General features: G+C 50.9%; 21 protein-coding genes, 1 tRNA gene and 1 pseudogene. 11 read left to right on the forward strand and 12 right to left on the reverse strand.

Annotated features, from left to right (window positions below; all coding sequences use genetic code 11):
• Positions 1-35 precede the first annotated feature (35 nt).
• The 4 genes from PN498_RS05915 to hisG form a co-directional block, all read right to left on the reverse strand.
• Positions 36-692, reverse strand: coding sequence for a DUF4033 domain-containing protein (locus PN498_RS05915; RefSeq protein WP_272061797.1), 657 nt, complete (start codon positions 690-692; stop codon positions 36-38).
• Positions 693-845: 153 nt separating this feature from the next.
• On the reverse strand, positions 846-1,580 hold the full coding sequence (locus PN498_RS05920; protein WP_272061798.1) for a histidine phosphatase family protein: 735 nt from the start codon (positions 1,578-1,580) through the stop codon (positions 846-848).
• An 88-nt stretch (positions 1,581-1,668) separates the two neighbouring features.
• Positions 1,669-3,567, reverse strand: coding sequence for an ABC transporter ATP-binding protein (locus PN498_RS05925; protein WP_272061799.1), 1,899 nt, complete (start codon positions 3,565-3,567; stop codon positions 1,669-1,671).
• A gap of 332 nt (positions 3,568-3,899) precedes the next feature.
• Positions 3,900-4,544: an ATP phosphoribosyltransferase gene (hisG, locus tag PN498_RS05930; protein ID WP_272061800.1), complete on the reverse strand. Its 645-nt coding sequence runs from the start codon at positions 4,542-4,544 to the stop codon at positions 3,900-3,902.
• Positions 4,545-4,684: 140 nt separating this feature from the next.
• On the opposite strand from hisG, the gene PN498_RS05935 reads away from it, so the two are divergent.
• The gene (locus tag PN498_RS05935; protein ID WP_272061801.1) at positions 4,685-5,296 is read left to right on the forward strand and encodes a thioredoxin family protein; all 612 of its coding nucleotides are present in this window, start codon (positions 4,685-4,687) and stop codon (positions 5,294-5,296) included.
• Positions 5,297-5,312: 16 nt separating this feature from the next.
• Here the strand turns inward: PN498_RS05935 and gmk are convergent, their stop codons facing one another.
• On the reverse strand, positions 5,313-5,951 hold the full coding sequence (gmk, locus tag PN498_RS05940) for a guanylate kinase (RefSeq protein WP_272061802.1): 639 nt from the start codon (positions 5,949-5,951) through the stop codon (positions 5,313-5,315).
• 207 nt (positions 5,952-6,158) lie between these two features.
• The gene (locus tag PN498_RS05945; protein ID WP_272061803.1) at positions 6,159-6,896 is read right to left on the reverse strand and encodes a phycocyanobilin:ferredoxin oxidoreductase; all 738 of its coding nucleotides are present in this window, start codon (positions 6,894-6,896) and stop codon (positions 6,159-6,161) included.
• Here PN498_RS05945 and PN498_RS05950 point away from each other — a divergent pair.
• Positions 6,895-7,023, forward strand: a complete 129-nt coding sequence (locus PN498_RS05950; protein WP_272061804.1) for a hypothetical protein — start codon at positions 6,895-6,897, stop codon at positions 7,021-7,023. The genes PN498_RS05945 and PN498_RS05950 overlap by 2 nt on opposite strands.
• Positions 7,024-7,068: 45 nt before the next feature.
• Here the strand turns inward: PN498_RS05950 and PN498_RS05955 are convergent, their stop codons facing one another.
• On the reverse strand, positions 7,069-7,236 hold the full coding sequence (locus tag PN498_RS05955; protein WP_272061805.1) for a metallothionein: 168 nt from the start codon (positions 7,234-7,236) through the stop codon (positions 7,069-7,071).
• A 176-nt stretch (positions 7,237-7,412) separates the two neighbouring features.
• Here PN498_RS05955 and PN498_RS05960 point away from each other — a divergent pair, with 176 nt between their 5' ends.
• From PN498_RS05960 to acnA, 6 genes are all read left to right on the forward strand, one after another.
• On the forward strand, positions 7,413-7,790 hold the full coding sequence (locus tag PN498_RS05960; protein WP_442951402.1) for an ArsR/SmtB family transcription factor: 378 nt from the start codon (positions 7,413-7,415) through the stop codon (positions 7,788-7,790).
• Between the two features lie 590 nt (positions 7,791-8,380).
• Positions 8,381-9,415, forward strand: coding sequence for a FecCD family ABC transporter permease (locus tag PN498_RS05965; RefSeq protein ID WP_272061806.1), 1,035 nt, complete (start codon positions 8,381-8,383; stop codon positions 9,413-9,415).
• A 2-nt stretch (positions 9,416-9,417) separates the two neighbouring features.
• Complete coding sequence (locus PN498_RS05970) at positions 9,418-10,230, forward strand: ABC transporter ATP-binding protein (protein ID WP_272061807.1); 813 nt, start codon at positions 9,418-9,420, stop codon at positions 10,228-10,230.
• A gap of 68 nt (positions 10,231-10,298) precedes the next feature.
• Complete coding sequence (locus tag PN498_RS05975) at positions 10,299-12,965, forward strand: TonB-dependent hemoglobin/transferrin/lactoferrin family receptor (RefSeq protein WP_272061808.1); 2,667 nt, start codon at positions 10,299-10,301, stop codon at positions 12,963-12,965.
• 120 nt (positions 12,966-13,085) lie between these two features.
• Positions 13,086-13,988, forward strand: coding sequence for an ABC transporter substrate-binding protein (locus tag PN498_RS05980; RefSeq protein WP_272061809.1), 903 nt, complete (start codon positions 13,086-13,088; stop codon positions 13,986-13,988).
• A gap of 159 nt (positions 13,989-14,147) precedes the next feature.
• On the forward strand, positions 14,148-16,835 hold the full coding sequence (gene acnA, locus PN498_RS05985) for an aconitate hydratase AcnA (RefSeq protein ID WP_272061810.1): 2,688 nt from the start codon (positions 14,148-14,150) through the stop codon (positions 16,833-16,835).
• Between the two features lie 61 nt (positions 16,836-16,896).
• On the opposite strand, the gene PN498_RS05990 is transcribed toward acnA, so the two are convergent.
• Positions 16,897-19,257: a serine/threonine-protein kinase gene (locus PN498_RS05990; RefSeq protein WP_272061811.1), complete on the reverse strand. Its 2,361-nt coding sequence runs from the start codon at positions 19,255-19,257 to the stop codon at positions 16,897-16,899.
• Between the two features lie 344 nt (positions 19,258-19,601).
• Here PN498_RS05990 and PN498_RS05995 point away from each other — a divergent pair, with 344 nt between their 5' ends.
• The gene (locus PN498_RS05995; protein WP_272061812.1) at positions 19,602-20,366 is read left to right on the forward strand and encodes a M48 family metallopeptidase; all 765 of its coding nucleotides are present in this window, start codon (positions 19,602-19,604) and stop codon (positions 20,364-20,366) included.
• Positions 20,359-21,453 (forward strand): tocopherol cyclase family protein, encoded by a 1,095-nt coding sequence (locus PN498_RS06000; RefSeq protein ID WP_272061813.1) that lies wholly within the window; start codon positions 20,359-20,361, stop codon positions 21,451-21,453. The genes PN498_RS05995 and PN498_RS06000 overlap by 8 nt, the downstream gene beginning before the upstream one ends.
• Positions 21,454-21,507: 54 nt before the next feature.
• Here the strand turns inward: PN498_RS06000 and PN498_RS06005 are convergent.
• From PN498_RS06005 to PN498_RS06020, 4 genes are all read right to left on the reverse strand, one after another.
• A tRNA-Asn gene (locus PN498_RS06005) sits at positions 21,508-21,579 on the reverse strand.
• 69 nt (positions 21,580-21,648) lie between these two features.
• Entirely contained in the window at positions 21,649-22,221 is a 573-nt protein-coding gene (locus PN498_RS06010; RefSeq protein ID WP_272061814.1) for a YacP-like NYN domain-containing protein, read from the reverse strand.
• A 157-nt stretch (positions 22,222-22,378) separates the two neighbouring features.
• On the reverse strand, positions 22,379-23,062 hold the full coding sequence (locus PN498_RS06015; protein WP_272061815.1) for an energy-coupling factor ABC transporter ATP-binding protein: 684 nt from the start codon (positions 23,060-23,062) through the stop codon (positions 22,379-22,381).
• A gap of 85 nt (positions 23,063-23,147) precedes the next feature.
• Positions 23,148-23,429 carry a hypothetical protein gene (locus PN498_RS06020; RefSeq protein ID WP_272061816.1) on the reverse strand — a complete coding sequence of 94 codons (282 nt, stop codon included), beginning with the start codon at positions 23,427-23,429 and terminating at the stop codon, positions 23,148-23,150.
• 415 nt (positions 23,430-23,844) lie between these two features.
• Here PN498_RS06020 and PN498_RS06025 point away from each other — a divergent pair.
• Positions 23,845-23,984, forward strand: a pseudogene (locus PN498_RS06025) (photosystem II D2 protein (photosystem q(a) protein)); the annotation flags it as partial.

Genomic DNA, 23,984 nt, shown 5'->3' on the forward strand with positions numbered 1-23,984 from the left:
GGGCTATCGTGGCGACCGTAAATGATCACTTAATATTAGTCACGAACTTTCGGACAAGGTTTGCCGTCTGTCGTCGCCATTGCGCACTGATCAACTAGACAAGGGGTGTAGTAGCTGTCCTCGGTTTCCAGAGGGGGTGGCGTTGCACCAAACACCATTTCACAACTCAAATCTTCAAAATTAGGCGTCATCGTCAGGGGAATGCCAAAGTCCTGAGTGAAAAATTTCTGGGTAGGCAGCTTACACATATTGACGCACATCCCCACACAGCGACTCTGTTCCAAATATCGGCACTTTTGGATATGGACTCCACTTCTTTGCTGACGAAGCTGCCCTTTTTCGTCTTTAATTTGCACTTCGACAACTTCGCAGGGGCCAACCAGCCACTCAAAGAGCTGAGTGGCAAACCAAGCATTCAGTTCACATACCAACTGTGTTGGGGAAAAGAGTGTTCGAATGAGCCAGAGTACCTGCGCTGGAACCAGGGAGCTAAGTACGATCGCAACGAGCGCCTGCTGCTCCTGAGCATTGCGCCCTGTCATGATTCGCTGTGATAGATCGACAAAGCCGCTATAGCCTCTGAGACGGGATTTCTGACCTAGGGCATTCGCCATCTTGCGACTGAACAGCCGAATAAAAATTCGGTCAATTAAACTGTCGTGATACTCCGTAGAAACGACCTTCGTTGACATAGTAGAACTCGGACCAGCATCAGCAACAGCGTGACTACTGTAACGCGATCGCCCCCTGCTCTTGTGAATTCGCGACTTTAGGGTTGGTGTAAGACCGTAAGCTTGACAGTTATTTTGACCGGCCTATTGGCATAGGCAAACCACAAAACAGTGTCACAATTCCGGCCTAAACTGCCCTATTTGGGTGAGTTCATCCGCCTGCACCTGGAGGACAACAGCCTCTCCTGACTGGGGTACGATATCGGTTAGCGCTGTGATGTTGACCTGATGCGTCACCATCACCACTACACCGGGCGTCTCTGCTTGGTCGAGTAGATAGTTCTTGACGTCATTGGTTTGGGACTCAGCCGTAGCGCGATCGCGAAAAAATGAATTCAGTGGCAGAAACGGTTCAACGTCACCAACAGCCATCAGTTCAGCTGTTTCCAACGAGCGACACCACTGGCTAGACAACACCTGCTGGACTTCGACACCGCGATCACGGAAAGCCTGTCCAATTTGTTGAGCTTGCGATCGTCCCTCGGCAGACAAATTGCGCTGTGTTGAGCAATCCTCTAGCTGAAAATTGCTGGGGTCACCGCTTCCAGGAGCGAGGGCGTGTCGTAGCAGAACGGCATACAGCGCCTCATCAGGCTGCTGCAACCTTTGCCACAGCTCTTCCTTGGTGAGGACATCAGAAGCATCACTGACGGTCGCATCAGTATTGTTAGGACGATTGTCAACCTCAATCATCTCGGGGGTCGGCGATACAGCCGGAGACGGCGATTCTGAAAGAGGTGTTGGGTCCACTTCATCTGGGCTGCTATCTGGGCGGGTGGCACAGCTAGCCACTAAGAGTACCGTCAACGCACACAACCGAAATGAGTGGAGAATGCTGGTTAGCGTCATGGTTTGCACCGATTCTTACAACTCAGCCGTAATGGATTGCCCTTAGTAAACCCCTTGAAGCTAACCGATTTCATATATGGGGTGGCGTTTAACTTTCAAGCATTTGCAGCTTGTAGAGACTAGCATAGAGACCGTCTTGGGCCAGGAGGGTTTCATGGTTGCCTTGCTCAATCAGTTCCCCCTGTTTCAGGACCAGGATGCGATCCACGTTGCGAATGGTCGAGAGACGGTGAGCAATGATGATAGCCGTTCGCCCCTGCAATAATTTCTCAAGCGCATCCTGAATTAAAGCTTCAGTGCCCACGTCCAAGTTGGCGGTTGCTTCATCAAGGATCAAAATACCAGGATTGCGAATAGCTGCTCTAGCGAAGGCTAATAGCTGCTTTTGACCACCGGAAAGGTTAGTACCTCGTTCTCGTAACGGAGTGTTATATCCTTGGGGAAGCTGCTCGATAAATGGAGCAACGTTTGTTTTCCGAGCAGCCTCTTGAACCGCCTCAAGCGAATAGTTTTCTCCCAGTGAAATATTGCTTTTAACATCACCGGCAAACAAGAAGCCATCTTGTAAGATGACTGCCATGCGACGACGTAGCTCGGCCTGCGGCAGGTCTCTAATATTAATGCCATCCAGCTTGATTTCACCTTTATTAACATCATAGAGACGGCAGAGCAAGCGAATGATGGAGCTTTTACCGGCACCTGTAGGACCAACCAGCGCTACTTTTTCACCAGGCCGGATGGTGAAGTTGAGGTTCTTAAGAACATAGTCATCTTGCTTGTAGCCAAAAGTAACCTGATCAAATCGAATCTCAGACGCGGCTGTTTTTGTCCACTGTCGATCGCGTTTAGCATCCCTTAGATCTGAGGCATGACTAGACCCCTTTATCTGCAACTGCGGCACTACAGCAGATGCGTGGTCTCGACTTGGATCCTGAATTTCAACAGGAACGTTCAATAAATCAGTAATCCGTTCAACAGCAGTAAAACCGGCTTGAATCGAGGTGAATTTGTCGGCAAACTGTCGTAACGGGTCGAACAGGCGCTGAGCAAACAAAATAAAGGAGGCCAGTGTGCCAAAGTTGAGAGACTCTTGCATGACGAGATATCCGCCTAACCAAAGCACCCCTGCGATCGCCACCAATGCAATCCATTCCAGCGTGGCCGAAACAGCTGAGTCATGAAAGATCGTCTTGTCAATGGCCTGAACATACTGTCGATTCGTCTTGGCAAATCCTTGAGCGTTGTACCGCTCCCGACGAAACATCTGCACCACTTCGATGCCCATGATGTTTTCTTGCAGCGTTGCATTCAGCTCTGACAACTTGTCTCGCGCACGATAATTAGCCTTGCGATACTGCTGCTGAAAGTAGATGATCAACCAAGTGACTGGAATCAGCATCGCGATGAGCATCAGGGCTAGCTGCCATTGCAGGATGAACATGGTGACTGCAATGACGCCAATGGAAAAAATATCACTAAAGATGCCGACAGCTCCCGTTGAAAAGACGTCTCCCAGAGCATCCACATCACTGGTGAGTCGAGTAATCAGTTTGCCTACGGGAGTGCGATCAAAGAATCGAACTGCTAGGGAGGTGACGTGGCTGAATAAATCGTTGCGAATATTCGCTGTAATGCGCTGACCAACTTTCTGAACTAAGTAGCTTTGCCAGCCATCTAACGTAAGTCGGACCGTAACGGTGGCTAGCAGCAAAGCCACTAATAAATTGAGTCCTGTTTGCAGCGTCCTACCTTCTAAAAACCAGGCGACAGGTTCCTGACGAATGAGCGAAATGGCTTGTCCAATTAGAATGGGCTGTAGGGCATTTGCTAAAGAAAGCGGCACTAGCAAAATGAGCGGTACCCAAAGAAAGCGCCGCTGAGCTTTGATGTAGGGAAGTAAGCGGAGAAATAAGCGCCAATCGTTGCTGCGTTCTGAGAGCGCTGCCTCATGAGCGGATGATTTGGGCACGTTAGTGGCTGAGGTCATAGGATGAGCGATCGCAATAGGTCTTCAAACCAGGCTTTACACAAGCTCTGTCAGGGAACTCTGTCTGAGGGATCTAGATCTCGTTCTTCACCAACAGCAAAAGCCAACGCTGCATCAGATTCACGACATTAGGGCTTTCACAAATAGACGATTGGTCTTGTAGGGTGGGCAGCCCATGCCGCCTATCAACATTCCGTGTCGGTTCTAAACGTGAATTCTGTTGATGATATGTGCCGCATAGGTTATCGGCAAAGCGTGTACAGTCCTTAATCTATCGCAAGCATTCACTGTTCTGGGGTGAATTAAAGCGCAAATATTGCTGATTAAAGGCCCTAAACAGCCGCAGTCAGAGGTTCTCGGAGTTGACGCACAATGTCAGCTAACCCGCCAGGATTGACTCGATAGCTCACCGGATGAGCAATCAGCCGAGCTGTGCTCTCATACAAAACTTCTAACTCAGTGAGATTGTTTTCTCGCAGTGTGCGCCCAGTTGAAACTAAATCGACAATGGCTTCTGACATACCTGTAATCGGCCCCAACTCGACAGAACCATAGAGGGGCACGATATCAACCGGTAAATCAATGCTTTGAAAATAGTCGCGGGCACAGTTAACAAATTTAGAGGCAACGCGGCTATGGGCGGGCAGATCCAGTGCAGAACGATAGGGACTAGAGGCTTTCACCGCCACAGACATCCGACAGTGCCCAAAACCTAGATCAGCGAGCTGAGCCACATCAGCCTGTTTTTCGCGCAGCACATCATAACCCACGATGCCCAATTGGGCCTGTCCATGCTCTACATATACAGGCACATCTTGGGCCCGAACCAGTAGACCTTGAGCGTTACCGTCAGGCGTTTGGATTTGCAGCTGACGATTTGATTTATCTAGGAAGGCACTGAAGTCCAGTCCGATCGCTTGAAAACGATCAATGCTTTCCTTCAACAGCGCTCCTTTGGGTAGTGCAATAGTCAGCATAGGGATTTCTCTGGCAGCCGTTTCTGATCCTATCAGCCATCGGCATCGGTTTTCTTGAACAAGAAAACCGTAGGAATGAACACCCGTTCGCTATCGTATGAAATGAAGAGTTTTGTCAAAGACGTCAGTTAGGTTTCGCAATGGCTTCTGCTCCTGATTCATCGGCTTCTCAACCTGCCAACAGTTCTGAAACGAGCATGGCAACCAAAATACGCAACTTGCTTATCGTTAGCGTCGCTGTTGTTCTCTCCGTTTTAGTCGTGCTAGGCGTTCAGACTCAAACACCAGCTGCTTCTCTAGAAACATTGGCTGCCGAAGCAACGCCCCTAGAGGTTGCTCTAACCAACAACAAACCGTCTTTTGTTGAGTTCTATGCCAACTGGTGCACGTCTTGCCAGGCAATGGCAGGCGATATGGCAGACCTGAGAACAGCCTACGGCGATCAGGTGAACTTCGTTATGCTGAATGTTGATAACACCAAGTGGCTGCCCGAAATGCTGCATTATCGGGTCGATGGCATTCCTCACTTCCTATATCTAGACCCCTCGGGCGAACCTGTTACCACCGCGATTGGAGAACAGCCGAAAGCCATTATCGCCAGCAACCTGGATGCTCTCGTCTCTGGTGGAGAGCTGCCCTATCAATCTGGCGTTGGGCAACTCTCTGAGCTTGATCAGACAGCGCCGATAGAGGCAGCTAGCAGAGATAGAGGAGACGATCCCCGGAGTCACGGTGCTCAAGCGGTGAACTAATGAGAGGAGCGATCGCCTACAAAAGAGCTTCTTCTAGGGCGGCGATCGCATCGTCTAAATTGTCATTTACGATTTGAACATCAAACTCATCCGCAGCTGCCAGTTCAACCTGTGCCCGCGCTAGTCGGCGAGCGATCGCGGCATCATCGTCTTGTCCTCGATTGCGGATGCGACGTTCTAGCTCGTCTGGAGACGGGGGAAGAATGAAGATTTTCAACGCTGTTGGAAAGGATTGAGCAACCTGACGTGCACCTTCTAGCTCAATCTCAAGAATGACTTGATTTCCCCGCTCTATCTGCACCTCAACAGGCTGACGCGGCGTTCCGTAGTAGTTCCCAGCGAATTCCGCCCATTCCAGCAGATCACCCTGCTCAATCATCAATTCGAACTGTTCACGGCTTAAAAAGTAGTAGTGTTGCCCATGCACTTCCCCTGGACGGGGCTGACGGGTCGTTGCCGAGGTTGAAAGATAGAGATGCGGGTATTTCTCTCTCAAGTGACGCAACAGAGTTCCTTTACCCACTCCACTGGGTCCAGTTAAGACGATCAATCGACCTAGAGTCGATAATGCATGGTCAGCAACTTTTGGCGATAATCCTGAATCGGTCAGCGAAGGAACTGACAGAGAGGAATGAGAAATAAGGGTATGAGCCATAAGAATTAAGGAGATAGCGCCGAGCAACAGAATGAAAGCTTAAGATACCTAAAAACGGGCCTCTGCTCAAATATTGGGCAGGAGCTGTAGATGCGTCAGGTAGTTGAATTCGAGTTAAAAGGGCTACTGGGACCTTAATGCGTCTAAGTCTAATCAAATTTGGAAACTGGTTTGCTACAGGATAGCAAGCATCCCACTTCCATGCCTTTAATTAAGGGCCTGATCAAATAAAACTGTTGTCATGTAACGCTCTGCCCAAGCTTCTCCAAAGGCTTTTTCAAGGACACGACGGGTCTTATCATTTTGCTGCTGCTGAGTACAGTAGCGATTTTGGCCGGCTAAAATCTCGGCCTGTCGCTCGGGATCTGGGGCTAGAGCGATCGCCTGTTCACAATGAATCGTTAGATAGTCTTTGACTCGCTGTAAGAACTGCTGTTCTTCAGCAGGAGAGGCCGGACGAATAAAGACACAACTGTTTGAAAAAATATCACCCCAAGTGGGCACATCACGAGGCTGGCTAAAATCAGCACTCGGTAGGGCTGCGATCGCGTCCCGATAGGCGGCAGAAAGGGTGCGATCGCGACTCACTGGAGACAAATCGACAATGGCAGCGCTGACCTGCCCTCGCCCGCCGACGATGTCACAGCCAAACATCGGCAAATCATAATCTGGGCGGGGAAACATGACACAGTGCAGAATATCGAGCGACTTCCCAACCCGCGCCAGCTCTAGGTGGAGCTTACGAAACTGAGGCGTTTGGTAACAGGCATTCTCGATGACAAGCTTTTCTCCCTCTAGGCGACCTTCGATATAGCCCAAGTCTTCCGGAAGCTGGTAGGGCGACAAGGTCAAATGCTGCTGCCATACTGCTTCGATAATGTCCGCCAACTGGCGGATCATAGGATGCTGTTGTTCCCGAAGGGACGGAGCTGAGGAAGCAGTCATGGCTGTTGCTGAACCAGGTGCACAATTGATTTCAGCATATCAGTCTTCTGCGAGGCATCTTCAAGACGTGAACGCTTTGAAAACACTTCCGCTTGAGTTTCTCCTCGCTGAAATCCAAAAATTCTGAGCGGGATCAAGGACAACCGATCCCGCCCAAAAACGACTGCCTGTCTTAGCTATGGCAAGTACAGCCTTTATGACCACAGCCAGACCCTTCCATATGACCGCTAGCGCAAGCTTCACTGCAATAGTATCTGTCGTCTTTCTCAACGGCCTGACTGGTATCAACGATACATAGACAATCTTCACAAGCACACTTCATTTGAGTCACCGTTGTCATGGCAATCTCCTCAAGGATAAAATTAATAAACAGCTGAACAAGCGTTCATGCTTTACATAATAACATTTGAACATGTGTTCATGTATTGAGATCCAAAAGCTTAATGATTTGTTTGGTTGGCTTGCTGTTGAAATCGTTATCTGCCAAGCTGTCAACGTTTTGAGATTACAGGCTTAATGGTTGGCGATCGCCTCACGAATGAAGCTCACGAAGACTCTGGCTGTCTGCAACCACCAGCAGGTCCGCTTGTTAAAGACGTCATGACTTTGGAAAAAGCTCAGCGGATGGCGGAGTTTTTTGGTGTGCTGAGCGACCCCAACCGTTGGCGTATTTTGTCGGTGCTAGCTTTAGGGGAAACGCGCGTGCGTGATCTAGCAGAAGCTGTAGAGATGACAGATTCTGCCGTTTCTCACCAGCTGCGAATTTTGCGATCGATGCGCTTGGTCAGCTACCACAAACGAGGCCGCAACGTGTTCTACTGCCTCAAAGACGACCATATTTTTAACCTCTATCGAGAAGCTTCAGAGCACCTGGATGAACCTCAGGATCTTTAGGGCCGATCTCATAAGCTTTGAATTGCCTGTTTTAAAGATCTTTTGAACTATTCCAAGCCAAACGGCTATAGCCGTAAAACCGAGGCTTTCACTTAAGATATTTTCCTTGAATTTTAATTCTGCTGGCGATCGCGATAGTGAACGATAGTGGCCAAAAAACGTCGCCTCATACTCTCTTGAAAACAGTACAAATGACCTTCAATCTCATTAAGGATGAGCATTTTTCTCACTTAAGGCTATACAAAAACCTATGAAAAATGGCCTGGTGATTCTATCGCTCAAAGAACGGTATTGTGCCTATCAGAATTTCTTTTCCATAAACTCGATCTTGTAATTGACATAAGATTGCAATAAGCTTACGGTCATGACTTAAGAGCTGTTTTTGGCAGCAACAGATCAAAATTGCGTCCACTGTGACCGCACCAATGAAGGTTGAAATTAGCATGTCTAAGTTCGGCAGTTTTGAGGTGGCAGCATTGCCGCATTGCTGTTTTGGTGCTCTTTTACGGTAATTTTCTTGATTTCGAGGCAAGCCGTTTTTGGGCACTGAAAACAGAATTTCATGATTTCTCTGACGTATTGACTGACCTATGACGACGACTGCGCGATCGCCCCATACGCTCTCTAAGGTGCCTCGACAGCGGCAGCGGGTATTTCTATCGGCTGCTCTGCTGTTAGGGGGGCTAGGACTGGTCATTTTCCTGTCGCTTACCAATGGGTCTGTAGCACTGACTTGGTCCGAGTTAATGACGGCGGCACTGCGACAAGGGGATACCATCAACCAAACCATCCTGTGGGATTTGCGATTGCCGCGTGTGCTGGCGGCACTGATTGTAGGTGCGGCGTTGGGACTGGCTGGAGCATTGCTGCAGGGCATGTTGCGAAATGGGTTGGCCAGCCCGTTTCTGCTGGGTATTTCGGCGGGTGCGGGACTCATGGTCGTGCTCATTGTTGGTGTGGGACTAGTGCAAATTTGGACTCCCCTCGGCGCTTGGTTAGGCGCGGTGATCACGACGTTTCTGGTGTATCTCTTGGCTCGCACAGGCACGACCCTTTCAGTCGAACGGCTAATTTTGGGTGGGGTTGCCTTCAGCTCTTTTTTTGGAGCGATTCAGTCTTTGCTATTGCTCATGTCGCCGGATGGACAAATTCAAGCCGCGTTGAATTGGCTGATTGGCAGCTTAAACGGGCGCGGTTGGACGGAGGTGACGCTGGTTGGACCAGTGGTGTTGGTGGCTGCCATTGCAGGGTGTTTGCTGGCTCGCCAGGTCAATTTGTTGAGTCTGGGAGAAGATTTAGCAACTGGATTGGGAACGTCACTGCTGCGATCGCGCTGCCTGATCGGAGCCGTCGCTACCCTACTTGCGGCAGGTGCCGTCAGCATTGCCGGATTGGTTGGGTTTGTTGGCCTTATCGTGCCTCACGGAGTCAGACTGCTTGTGGGCACGGACTATCGCCTCGTGCTGCCCTTTTCAGCCTTAGGCGGTGCACTGGTGCTATCGGCAGCGGATCTGCTAGCCCGCACGGGACCAGTCGAATTGCCTGTTGGCGTGGTAACGGCCATACTCGGCGCTCCAGTATTTATTGGGCTGCTATATCGTCGTCGTCTGCGGGGAGGGGTGTGATTATGCCATTAGAAGCTCGTCATCTAGCTGGGGGCTATGGCGATCGCCCCATTGTCGAAGCGGTCAATTTAGCGCTGGCAGCCGGGGAATGGCTGAGTCTGTTAGGCGCCAACGGTTCAGGCAAGTCCACGCTGCTGCGACTCATGAGTCGTATTCTCCAACCACAAGCGGGCAATGTTTTGCTAGACGGACGAGACATTCACCAATTGTCGCCAACCGCAACGGCGCGACGATTGGCCCTACTCCCCCAGCAGCAAACCGTACCCGCAGGACTGACGGTTTATCAGCTTGTCAGTTTGGGGCGATCGCCTCATCAACCGTGGTGGCAGTGGGAATTGGATGCCGCTGGACGAGAGCAGGTCGAGAAGGCACTCCATTGGACAGAGATCGAGCACTATCGCGATCGCTCCGTTGCAGAATTGTCAGGCGGCGAGCGGCAGCGAGCATTTCTGGCGCTAGCGCTGGCGCAGGATCCGAAAGTGCTGCTGCTGGACGAACCGACGACTTTTTTGGACTTGCACTATCAGCTTCAGCTCCTGGAACTGTTGAAGCGATTGAACCAACAGCAGGGACTCTCGATTATCACAGTGCTTCACGACATTAATTCGGCAGCACGGTACAGCGATCGCCTTGCCTTAATGCGACAGGGTCATCTTTGGGGCATTGGCACACCAGCAGAGATGCTGACCCCTCAAACGCTACAGGACGTCTTTGAGATCGAAGTCGCCCTCATCGAAACCCCCGTTGGCTTACAAATCTGTCCGCTTAATGCCAGTGATATGTCTGCCAAGGAACTCACCGTCACGTCTTCCTAAGCACATTTCCCTCAATCTTTCCTCACACCTCCTCACATGTTGTATCCATCCATGAGTAACCAACCGCCATGAAACAGTCCCTGTTGATGAGAATCATTCTTTCTAGTGCAGCCCTTTTGACCTTGCCTTTTTGGATATTGGCGGGATCTGCTCACGCTGAAGCTGAGCCAGAGGAGATTTTGTTATCTAATTTTAAAATTCTGTCAGAAAACCATTCCAGTAGTTCTCCAAAAGCCAGTGTTCAAAAAACAAACGCTGATTTCGATCAGATTCATGCTTTGGACTGGCAGACTTTAGATGAGAATAGTTCTCTTTCTAGGTTGTCCGAAGAGGAGTCGGCTGGAGATGCACTGGCGATCTCCCGTTCGTCAAATCTTCAATCCGCTTCGTCCGAGAGCAGTCTGGCAACGTCTGATACTCAGCGAATCCTGTCCAATCCTCAGGCTGCCATTGATCCAATCGCCCCGCCTGCCCAATCGGCAACAACAGCCGTTGACATTGCCCAGGTGGAAGAGACAGAGACTGACGATGAAGAGGACACCGAAGCAGAAACGGATGACTTCTCAGATCCGGTCACGCCAGAATTCACAGGCGATACATTGCGGTTCACCGTCACCGGAACCCGGAACTTCATCCCGGTGAGAGAGCTGCCCGCAACTGTCACCGTTTTTGAGCTGGAAGATTTCGAGTTTTACCAGTTCCAGAATCTGCGAGATCTGTTGCGCTACGAACCAGGTGTCTCAGTGCGCGACAACCTGCAATTTGGCATTCAAGACGTCAATATTCGCGGCTTAGAAGGCAACCGTATTCTGTTTCAGCTCGACGGCATTCGGCTGCCCGAACGTTTTGAATTTGGTCCCTTTAACTTGGGTCGCGGCGATTTTGTGGATTTCGCCACGTTGCAGGCGGTTGAGATCTTGCGGGGTCCTGCTTCGACCCTGTTTGGCAGTGATGCCTTGGGTGGCGTTGTCGCCTATCGATCGCTCGAACCCCGAGACCTGCTCGGTGACGACGATGATTTCGCAGCTGACGTTTCTTCCATTTACATCAGCGAAACGGGCGGCTTAGATAATGTCGGACGGCTAGCGCTGAGACACGAAAACTCTGAAGCGGTCTTTGTCATCAGTCGCCGCGATGGGCGAGAGACAGACTCCTTTGCTGACGATGACTTTGTCGATTCCATTGATGCAGAAGGCACGACCTTGTACGGTAACTTTGTGCAGCGATTAAGCCCTGTCAGCAACATCAGTTTCATTGCAGAAGACCTGAGCCGTTATACCAATCGAGTCGAAGCAGACGGTAATCTGAGCTTGAACTTAACCGAAGAAGAAGACATTCTCATTGATCGAACCCGACTCAGCCTAACCTACGAGTATGACGATCCCGAGAGCGAATCTTTCCTGAACTTTGCCCGCGCGCAGGTTTTTTATCAAGATGCCGTCATCACTGAGCTATTGCGAGAAACGCGGGCTTCTGGATCGGCATTTCGCGGCGATCCCGTCTTCCGAGATACGGAAAACGAATTCGTGTCAGACAGCTATGGTGGCGATATCCAGTTGCGGAGTGACTTTTCTACGGGTACTGTCGATCATCGCCTGACCTATGGTTTGGATGTGTCGAATACGTTCAACTCTCGGCCTCGCGATCGCGTCGAAACCAGTCTCATTACAGGGGAATCCACCAGAGTCATTCCTCCCGATGTTTTCCCCGTCAAAGATTTCCCCGATGGCGAGACCCTCCGCTTAGGTGCCTATGTGCAAAACGAGATGGAGATCGGCCAGTTCGACATCATCGCGGGTTTGCGCTTCGACTATTACGACCTCACCACTGATCCCGACCAAGATTTCAACCGCAATGGTGCTGAATCAGTTGACCTGAACGCTTCTGCGTTATCCCCTCGAATTGCCGTTCTGTATGAGGCAACTCCCGAGATCTCTCTCTATGGTCAGTATGCCAGAGGCTTCCGGGCACCGCTTTACAGCGAGATCAACAGCGGATTCACCAACCTGACCGGTTCCTTCTTCAAGTATGAAACGCTATCGAACCCAGACCTGGAACCCGAGACCAGCAACAGCTTTGAGGTGGGCGTCCGAGGCAATTTCCCCCAGTTCGATTTTCGCGTCACGGGTTTCTACAACACCTACGACAATTTCATTGAGACGTTTGTCTTAACGGGACAGCGCTGTTTGATCCCTAACGCGGATCCCTGTCCTACCCTGCCACCCTTCCAGGGAGGATCTCAGACCGTCAACCAGTTCCAAACCCAAAACGTCGCGGAAGCTGAGATCTATGGCGTTGAAGTCGGGGGAGAATATCGTTTCAGTCCTGACGGTACCGGATTTAGCATCCTCGGCAGTCTGGCCTGGGCTGAAGGCAACAACACCACCGACGATGAACCCCTGAGCACCGTTGATCCGATTACTGCGGTTCTCGGTCTTCGCTATCGAGCACCAGAAGATCTATGGCGAGCGGAATTCATCAGCACAATTGTTGGCCAAGCCAGGGTCGGGGATGATGTGGATACCTTTGTCCCCGATACCTATGCTGTCTTCGATCTAATTGGCAGCTACAATCCCATACCTAACTTAGGGCTGAGTCTGGGAATCTACAATTTATTTGACACGGAGTACTACATCTATTCCGACGTTCGCAATCAGCCAGATGATGCACCTGATATTCAGCGGTTCTCTCAACCGGGAATCAATGTGCGATTCGGCGTTAGCTATCGCTTCTGATGACACTATCGGAGGGCAGCATCACTGCTGTCCTTCCAGTAGTCAGTCCTAAAGATAGGCTGGGTAGCATACCCGCCTCACCTCTATTTCCCGTCCTCTCGCATCATGGAGATCACTCACATGCAAACTCAGTGGCTAACTCGCGGATTCGGTATTGTGCTGGTGGGAGCGATCGCTGCCTGTTCCAGCAATCCTGAAACACCAATTGCTCAAGAGTCTGAGGTCGATGCTGCAGAAACCGCTGAATCGGTCGAGCCAGCCGAAACGGTCGAAACCGTTGACAAGGTTGTGGCCTTAACCTCTTTAACGGCTGACCTGGTTCACACTCTGGACGATGAGCGGCTAGTGGGCATACCCGGCAGTCCACTCTTGCAAGAGGGCGATCGCTTTGCAGGACTGGAAGTCGTGAGTGAAGGACGAGTCGAACCAGACTTAGAGAAAATCGTGGCCTTGGAACCCGATCTCGTCATCGGTGCAGAAGGCTTTCATGATAAGACACTGGAGCGCTTAAGTGAGTTGAATGTCGAGACCTTAACCGTCAACGTCACGGGCTGGGAAGCCCTGCAAACGCTCACGGAAGACTTGGCTCAACGTTTGGGTGCTGATCCACAACCCCTGATGGATCGCTACGCGGCTTGTTTAGCCCAAGCCCCAGAAACCTCACCAACGGCGCTTGTCCTTGTCAGCCGTCAACCGCTGCTTTCTCCTAATCAAGACAGTTGGGCGGGAGACTTCTTGAAGCAATTCAATCTGCAAAACTTGACTGCTGACCTGCAGGGAGAAAGCCCTTTTGAAGGCTATATCACGCTGCCGGAAGAGCAGGTGCTGACGGCTGATCCCGACATGCTGCTAGTGGTTGAAACGGGGGATAACCTCCTGGAACAGCTCAAGGGCGATGCCTTTTGGGGACAGCTCAAAGCCACTCAAACCGACGCCGTCCATACCTTTGACTATTTTGGTCTGGTCAATCCCGGTAGCCTAGCGAGTATCGAAGCAACCTGCGATCGCCTCTCTCAACTCTGATGTATTCCAATATTAAAGAGCTTGTCCAGAACCCTCTTCTTCTGAGAAGAAAGAGGGTTCTGCAATCTACCCTACTGAGGGATGGGTAGCTCAGGATGTAGAATCGTGGTTCGGGCCAAAGCATGCCTGAAGACTCGTTGAGATTCGGAGAGCGATCGCGTGACTAACAGCTTTGATGCCAAAACCACGCTGCCAGTCAATGGTAAGAATTACATATATTACAGTTTGCCAAAGGCTGCGGAGCAGCTAGGGGATATCAGCCGCTTGCCTTTCAGCCTCAAAGTTTTGCTCGAAAATTTGCTGCGATATGAAGACGGACGAACGGTAACGGCGGCGGATGTGGAAGCAATCGCGGCCTGGTTAAAGACCCAAAGCTCGGATCGAGAAATTGCCTATCGCCCAGCCCGAGTTTTGATGCAGGATTTCACTGGGGTTCCAGCGGTAGTTGATCTAGCCGCAATGCGGGATGCGATGGTGAACCTCGGCGGTGATCCTGAAAAGATTAACCCCCTGTCTCCCGTTGATCTCGTGATTGATCATTCGGTCATGGTAGACAGCTACGGTAGCGACAACGCCTTCGGTACTAACGTACAGCGCGAGTTTCAGCGCAACGGTGAGCGCTATGCGTTTCTGCGATGGGGACAAAGCGCCTTCGATAACTTTCGCGTTGTCCCCCCAGGCACAGGCATCTGCCATCAGGTGAATCTGGAATATTTGGCGCAAACGGTGTGGACTAAGGAAGACAATGGCGAGACGATCGCCTATCCCGACACGCTGGTTGGCACGGATAGTCACACTACGATGATTAACGGCCTGGCTGTTTTGGGCTGGGGAGTCGGCGGTATCGAGGCCGAAGCCGCCATGTTGGGACAGCCCATTTCGATGCTGATTCCCGAAGTGGTGGGCTTCAAGCTGACAGGACGACTGCCGGAAGGTGCTACCGCCACAGACTTGGTTCTTACGGTTGTGCAGATGCTGCGGCAGAAAGGCGTCGTGGGTAAATTCGTCGAGTTCTATGGCGACGGTCTCTCTCACCTAACGTTGGCAGACCGGGCCACCATTTCCAATATGGCCCCTGAGTACGGCGCAACTTGCGGGTTTTTCCCCATTGATGCAGAAACGCTGCACTACCTAGAATTCTCTGGACGTGAGCCGGAGCGGGTAGCCTTGGTGGAAGCCTATGCCAAAGCGCAGGGACTTTGGCGTGAGGATGATACTCCAGATCCCATCTTCACCGATACCCTAGAGCTGGATTTAGCCACTGTCGAACCGTCCCTCGCTGGTCCCAAGCGACCTCAAGATCGCGTGTTGCTCTCCCAGCTAGCAGAGCAATTCATGACTTCGGATTTTCCGGTCTTCAGTGGTTTAGGGTCTTACGTAGAAAAGCGCTCGGTTCCTGTGAGCGGTACTGACTATGAGCTAACGGATGGGGCCGTGGCGATCGCTGCCATCACAAGCTGCACCAATACCTCTAATCCTTCTGTCATGATTGGCGCGGGTCTAGTGGCCCGCAAAGCTCGCGAAAAAGGTCTCTCTGTCAAGCCTTGGGTAAAAACGTCCCTTGCTCCCGGCAGTCAAGTGGTCTCTGCTTATCTGGAGAAAGCAGGTCTCCAAGATGACCTGGATGCTCTGGGCTTTAACTTGGTGGGCTATGGCTGTACGACCTGCATTGGCAACTCAGGTCCCCTGCCTGAACCCATTGTTGAAGCCATTAACGCAGAAGACTTAGTCGTCGGTGCCGTGCTCTCAGGCAACCGGAATTTTGAGGGTCGAGTCAGTCCTCACACGAAGGCCAACTATCTGGCATCTCCACCTTTGGTGGTGGCCTATGCGATCGCTGGCAACCTCGCCATTGATCTCAAGAAAGATCCCATTGGTCAGGACCAAGACGGGCGTCCTGTTTACTTGAAGGATATCTGGCCGTCCTCTGAGGAAATTAAGGCGGTCATGGCCGATGCCCTAACGCCCGAGATGTTCCGAAGTCGGTACGGCAACGTGTTTACGGGTACGGAAGACTGGCAGGCGATCGCTGCTGAAGCTAGCCAAACCTACGACTGGCAAAACGACAGTACCTACGTCCAAAATCCACCCTTCTTCGAGGCGATGTCGGCAACCGTCAATGGCAGTAGTGCTACCGACATTACGGGTGCTCGTCCATTGGCGCTCTTAGGCGACAGCATCACCACCGATCACATCTCCCCGGCTGGAGCCATCACAGCAGATGGTCCAACTGGTCACTATCTCAAGGACAATGAAGTTTCTGTAGTTGACTTCAATTCCTACGGTTCCCGGCGAGGCAATCACGAGGTGATGATGCGCGGTACCTTCGCCAACATCCGCTTGCAGAATGAAATGGTGCCCGGTTCCAGAGGCGGTGTTACCCAATACATGCCAGATGGAACCGAAATGTCCATCTACGATGCGGCGATGCAGTACCAGGAAGCGGGCGTTCCCCTAGTCGTGTTTGCAGGGAAAGAATACGGTACGGGGTCGTCTCGTGATTGGGCCGCTAAAGGGACTCGTCTGCTTGGCGTCAAAGCCGTGGTAGCGGAAAGCTTTGAGCGTATTCACCGCTCCAATCTAGTGGGGATGGGCGTGTTACCGCTCCAGTTTCCTGAGGGCGTCAATCGCAAAACTCTTGGCTTAGACGGCACCGAAACCTTTGATTTGACCGGTCTCAGCGACGGCATTCAGCCTGGCATGACCGTCAAGCTTACCCTTAATCGAGCGGATGGTTCCTCAGAGTCGGTAGATTTACTTTGCCGTATTGATACTTTGGACGAAGTGGAGTACTACCGCAACGGAGGCATCCTACATTACGTTCTGCGTCAGCTGCTGGCAGCATAGGGCCGCACTTAGGCTAAAGCGACACTTTTGAAGCACTAAACTTGTTCAGACCAGAAGAGAGTCAGAACTTGCTGTTGCTTTTCTCGGTGGAGTCGGTGGCCCAGTCTGTGGGGAGATAACCCGTGGGTTCATCCCAACGGTCTTCGTCATCAACAGACTGCTGGTTGACGCTGTTCATAACCGAATCATTGATGAGGACTGCATCTGGCAGCATGACAGGAATTTCCTTTAGCGCCGCTAGAACTTCTTCAGCAGAGTTATAGCGCTGTGAGAAGTCGTATCGCACCAGTTTGCTGATGACGTTGCCCAGCGCAGGGTGGAGATCAGGCACTTTGTACTGCCAGATGAGTTCACCGCGATCGTCATAGGTCAGCTTATACGGTGACACACCTGCCAGGGCCTCGATCGCCGTCACGCCTACCGCATACAAATCGCTGCTAAAGCGCGGCATGCCAGCCGACTGCTCACTCGGCATATAACCCTTGGTCCCAATACCAATGGTGGATGTGACGTGGGCATCCGTTTCAGTCAGCTGATTCGAGATTTCCTTAACGGAGCCAAAATCGATCAGGACCAAGCGACCGTCTCCGGCCCGACGAATCAGGTTAGATGGCTTGATATCCCTGTGAATAACGCCGTGGCTGTGAACATAGTCAATCACAGGCAGAATATCCAGCAGAAAGTTCATGACCCATGCTTGAGATTTCGGTTGCCGGGAGACAAGTTCGCTTTTCAGCGTTGTTCCCTGGATCATCTCTTCAACGAGGTAAAAGGACGAGGCACTCTCAAAGTGGGCTAGCAGTCTTGGAATCTGATTGTGATGTCCTAGCCGCTCTAGCGTGTGAGCCTCAGCCAGAAAAAGTCGATGGGCTAGGTGATGGGATTGAGGATCATCGCTAACAATCTTGAGCCGCTTAACCACGCAAATAGGATTACCGGGGCGCTGAGTGTCAACTGCGGTATAGGTTTCGCTGAAACCGCCATATCCCAACACGGCAACGACTTGATAGCGAGCACCAAGGACAGTCCCTACCACTTCCGCTTGACGGGCCTGCAGCAAATCTCGATACTCTTCCTCTTGGCTAAGAATTTCCTGCACAATGGGCGAAGTAGCGTATTGCGCCAGGGTGTTGCGAAAACGCTGTTTGCGAAGCTGTTCGGAAACCAGTCCGACAGTGGAATAGCAGCCTCCACAAACTAACAGCGTTGCCGTCAACCCGGCTGTCGGCAAAATCCAATTCAACCCCACAAAACTGGCGTAGCTGACCAAGAGCCAGCCACCGCTAGCGATCGCCGTCCACATTAAACAACGCAGTGCTCGCTGGCTCCGAGAGAGTAGCAGAATAAAACCCGCACCAAAAACAATGACGAATCCAGCCCTTGTGGTGCTCTCCGGCACTAACTCTCGTAGCGCCTTGCCAGACCGTAGAGTGGCAATGTCATTCGCCAAAATTTCGACTCCGGCCATCGGCAACGGATAGGCAGTGCCTTTGGCGAAGGGCGCATTGTGAAAGTCTTGGTGCTGACTAGCCGTTGAGCCGACCAGAACAATCTTGTCCTCAAAGACCGCACCAGATTCTAAGTAGTTTTGCCAGAGATCTTCGTCGAGGATATACCAAAAAGGAATATGTCTAAAGGTTTGAGTAGGCCCCCAAAAGTGAATATTACTTCCTTTCACTTGGGGATAAGAAACATCAGCAGCAGTCAGAGTAGATTCAGCAAAACTCAAGATGTTGTCCCAATCAGGCGCAATTTCGCTGGAGATGTCCAGCTGAGCCGTGTAACCTTCCAGAGACTCTAGATAAACATGAGCCTGACGATGGATACGGCCATCCATCTCAATGGGGAAATTGATGTTGCCTAACCTGACTCCCGTTTGCAAAAACTGATTCGTGGGCAGCGTTGGCTTCAATAGAGAGCCTTGGCGTAGCTGGCTGTCTTCATATTTCATTGCCAGCGTGACGCGATCGCCATAGGTTTCTAAAACCGACGCTAGCCGCTCATCATCACCAGCACCATAGGCACTTTCTGTCGTTAGCAAAATATCCAGAGAGACGGCCTTCGCCCCAGCACCGATGAGTCGTTCGATCATGATCGCATAGGCTTCCCGACGCCAAGGCCACTGCTCAATGGGGGCCAGGGATGAGTACTGCTCAGGATCATTGCGATAGTACTCACTTTGGGCCAGTGACTCATCATCAATCGCCAAAATAATAATGTCGTCTGGGGCTGTTTTAGCACCCCTAATCTCAAAAAAAAAGGTCTGCGTTTGTCGCTCCCACTGCTGCAAAAACGGACTATTCAGCCCGGTCAACGCGGCGGCAATTGAAAGACAGCCGCCTGATAAGATAGCTTGCCAGGGAATTCGAAAGCGTTGATCTTCCTGAGTTTTTGATTGAGTTACCGTAGCAGAATTAACCATAGTGGGGCACCTTAAGTCATCCTGTCCCTAGGACGCTGAATAGATAGCAGTAGCCTTATAAGATCTGTGATATTGCTTAAAGTTGCATGCACCCGTATCCCACAATAACCTTTGCAGACCGCAACCGAATGATTTTCTCGACCGGCAGTTATCCGACAACGGCAGAGATCTCTATTTCTTCATCTCTTTTGGCTCAATCTATTCAGAAAACAGCCTTGTAAATAGGGTCCACTCAGGTCACTCTATAAGAAATATGGTACATTTGAACTCAGCTTTTTGATTCCATTCTCCTATTTAAAGCGGTAAACTCACTTCTGAAGCGATCGCATCAGATCGCGACATCTATGACAGAGAATGCTCAGCAACTGACGCTATTTCCCTTGAGTGATCATCAAGCTCCCCTGCCGAACTATAAGGTTCGAGAAAGCAACCGCGCCCGTCACGTTTCCCTCAAAGTTTCTTTTCAGGGGAATCTTGAGGTCGTAGTCCCCCAAGGCTTTAATCCCAAAGAAATTCCTGACATCTTAGAACGGCGACGGGGATGGATTACGAAAACGCTAAAGCGCATCGAAAAGCAGCGAGATGCTTTACCTGAGGAACACAGCGTTGAAAAACCAACGAGTTTGGAGCTGCGATCACGTGGTGAAATCTGGACCGTGGTCTATAAAAAAGCGCGTGGTTCAACTGTTGCCCTGACTCAAAGCAGCCCCCAAGAACTCACACTAAGGGGCAAAATTGACGATTCAGAAGACTGTCGGGAACTCTTGCGGAGTTGGCTACAGCGCAAAGCTCGGGCTGAACTCTCCCCCTGGCTTCAAGACATCAGTCAACGATGCGATTTAGCCTATAGCCGTATGACGGTGCGCGGTCAGAGCACTCGCTGGGGCAGCTGTTCCTCCAGCCAATCGATCAGCCTGAACTACAAACTTTTGTTTTTACCGTCTCATCTGGTGGACTATGTTCTCATTCATGAGTTGTGTCATACGGTCCATATGAATCACTCCAAGGCTTTCTGGCAGTTAGTCAAGCGCTACTGTCCTGAACTTGACCAGGTTAAATCGGAGCTCAAGAAAGGGTGGCAGTATGTTCCTAGCTGGGTAGATGCCTAGTTTTTTCTGGACCCCCCACAGCGGCTACCACGGCCATCACGTCAAGGGACGATTCTTTGAAGGCTGGTACTTGCGGCTGACGCTACCAGCGCACCATGAAACCTTTGCCTTCATGTATTCCATTGATGATCCAGATGGACAATCTCTTCTGAGTGGCGGCGCGGCTCAAGTTCTCGGTCCTGGAGAACAATATCTGTTCAGTTCTTTGCCCCAGGTCAATCGGTTTTGGGCATGGCGTCATCGTTTAGGATTGGGCCATTGGGGGCAATATCTTCACAATGCTCCTCGTACTCAATACCTACCTGCTGAAGACTTCAAAGCAGTCGTACAACGCGGTTATCAAGCGACAGCAACTCATCATCAAGGCTGTATTGAGGATATGGAGACGGGCGCGATCGCCCGCTGGAACTATGCGGTTAAGCCGATCTATGGTTGGGGGCCACCCCAGAGCATTTCCCTTGCAACAGCTGAGTGGCTCTCCTACTTTCCGATTTTTGAACCAGGCTGGCAAGTCCTGATGGCTCACGGTTTAGCAACGGGCTGGGCTGAATGGCAAGGGGAACGCTACGACTTTGAGGACGCTCCTGCCTATGCCGAAAAGAATTGGGGCGGAGCCTTTCCAGAACGCTGGTTTTGGATACAGGCCAATGCTTTTGAAGATAGCGATTTGACCATTACAGCTGCAGGCGGTCGGCGCCAGATTTTAGGACAATTCGAAACCGTTGGCTTAGTCGGCCTACACTTTCAAGGTCGTTTCATCACGCTCAGCTCTCTGAAAAGTTCAATGGCCTGGCGAGTCGAACCTTGGGGAGTCTGGCGAGTCGCCCTTCAAAACTATCGCTACCGCATTGTTCTACAAGGAACCGCAGCAGCGCCGCCCTCGCAGGTCCGGGTACCTACGCTTGAGGGATTGAAATTCCAGTGTTGGGATACGACTCACGGCAGGTTACGGGTTCAGGTGTGGGAGCGATCGCCCCTATTGGCTCCATCCGACTCCCTTATCCTCGACGTCAGCACTGATCTTGCAGGGCTTGAAGTCGGCGGTAGGGGTTGGGAAAACCTGTGGGAATTTTCCCGAGTGCGATAGCAAGTCAAGCGCTAGAGCAGGAAATAACCCCTTAACAGTCGTTTCTTTTAAAAACTCCCCAGGCTGGATTCGAACCAGCGACCAATCGATTAACAGTCGACCGCTCTACCGCTGAGCTACTGAGGAACGCAGATGCTATCTTAACGAGAGATGATGCCCTTTGGCAACTCCTTCGGAAAATTTCGTCAAAAACGCTCACGAGCCAGCATTAGGCTGTTGCTCAAGCTGTGCTCGCAAAGCCCGCAGACGATCATGTACGGCTGGCTTGAGAACGGTGCGCGATCGCTTCGACTTCTTCCCTGCTGCTTTCGAACGTTGGTGACTGCGTCCCTGCCGCACAGCCTGCTCCATATCTAAGGCTAGACGATGGGCTGACATCCACTCAGCACCATAGCCCGTTACCGTATGTCGGTGGGCCTGATCCGACGTCGCGACAATCACTCGCAGGTTGAAATATCGGACATCCCGCTGCAACTCAGCACACCATCTCTCGATACAGGTATCTGCCGTTTGCCCAAAATCGGTGTAGTGGATCGAGACATCCTGCGTGACGGTGTCTTTTAAGCCCCGTTGCTTCTGGTTGTAAGCGTCAAAGACGATCCGGGCTTTGAATCCCTGGTAAGCACTGTAGTTCGTAATTTCCTCTATCAGGCGATCGCGAGCTAATCCAAGACTCTCAACATCTCGAATTCGGCTTAGCTGCGGCCAAGCGCCAATGATGTTATAGCCGTCTACAAACAACAGCGGCTGAGGAATAGAAGGTTTCATGACTACAGGACATTAGCGTCGTTAACTACAGTAAAAATTTCTTAACATTACGCTAACTCATTTCGCTCGTATCAAGTGTGATGATTTTCACGAAATTGCTACGAGTCAAGAAATGCTACCCACCCATTCAAGACTTGAAAACTTTGGGCCTGCTTCGTTATTCTTCTAATACGGTTCGCATTCGTTGAGGATCACCTTGATCAATAACTCGACCATCTCGCAGTAGAAACGCGCGATCGCAATAATCCAGTTCAACTAAACGATGGGTTACCCACAAAGCCGTTAGATTTCGAGACTGCACTAGCATTTTGACTAGGGTGACCAGCTCTATTTGACTATCCGGATCGAGAAGAGCAGTGGGTTCGTCTAGCAGGAGTACGTCACAGTGACGCGCGATCGCGCCGGCGATCGCCACTCGCTGTTTTTGTCCACCACTCAAAGCGTAGATGGGCCGCCTGACTAAATGGGCCAAATTGACCGCAGCGAGAGCTTCCGACACCCGACTACGAACCGCTGCCAGTGACAAGCGCTCATTGACCAAGCCAAAAGCAACATCAGCCCCAACGGTTGGCATGACTAACTGATGGTCTGGATTTTGGAATACATATCCAGACGAGCCACCGATATAAATTTCACCCGTTTGAGGCGTCAAAAGCCCCGTTAGAAGCTTCAACAGAGTTGATTTACCACTACCGTTGTCTCCCAGCAGCATACAGAACTCTCCGGGATAGACCGCTAGCGAACATCCCTGCAATACCTTCGCTTCAGGAGACCATTCAAAAGCAACGTCGTCTACTTCAATGGCAGGGGCGTTATTCGTTTCAGCCGCAGGACTCGTCATCCACAACCCATCAGCAACACATCCAGTAAAGGCGCACAGTTGTGCGCTCCAGCCTCAATTGCCCCATGTTCGCATCGGCGAAAAATCACTGAGAACTTTCACCCATCAGAGCGAAGAAACCAGGTGGCTTTCCTGAAGCAGATGCCGTCCCCGACTTCTCATAAAACTGAACAGCCGCAACTTCGCTGACTAAAACACTGACATGCTTGTCAGGAACCTGGTCGCAAGTTAGCTCAAGCGTTACAGTATTGCCCCCTTTAAGAGCCTCAGTAATCTTCTGATATTCTGCTTGGGCCCCCTCCAAAGTTTCCTTCTGAACCATGATGGGTAATGGCGAATGCTTTAAGTTGACTTCTAGCGTATGCATAAATTGACTTTGCTAAGTACTCAACTAGTATCTCAGAGAAATTAAGAGGTGTGTGAAATGAGTAGAGGGGGTTAAGGTTAAATGAGCAAGCAATGAATAGAAAGAGAGCAAATAGTTGCCAAGATAACAGCGTATAAAGCGTTGTTGTGGGTCTTATTCATTCAAGTCTCGATTAATCTCCATACGTTTAGACCCCTAGTCTTAAATTTTCCTAAATCTTATTTGCACTATTTATTCGTGATCCCAAACAGGATCAATGCCTTTCGGTAGCTGCAGAGAAAGAATTAATCCCTTATAGTAAAGAACAGTTAAGACAATTCATATTGGCGATAAGTATTTCTACTTATGTGATAGATGGCTTCATCGTCGATTGTCTGTACTTATTTAGTAGACTCATTTTTTGGAGAATCGCGCTATGACCATAGCAATGGGACGAGCGCAAGCCCAGCGAGGATGGTTCGACGTCCTCGATGACTGGCTAAAGCGCGACCGATTCGTCTTCATCGGCTGGTCTGGTCTGCTGCTGTTCCCCTGCGCCTACATGGCAATCGGGGG

Source organism: Oscillatoria sp. CS-180 (assembly GCF_028330965.1).
In the GTDB taxonomy this organism is placed as follows: domain Bacteria; phylum Cyanobacteriota; class Cyanobacteriia; order Phormidesmidales; family Phormidesmidaceae; genus Halomicronema.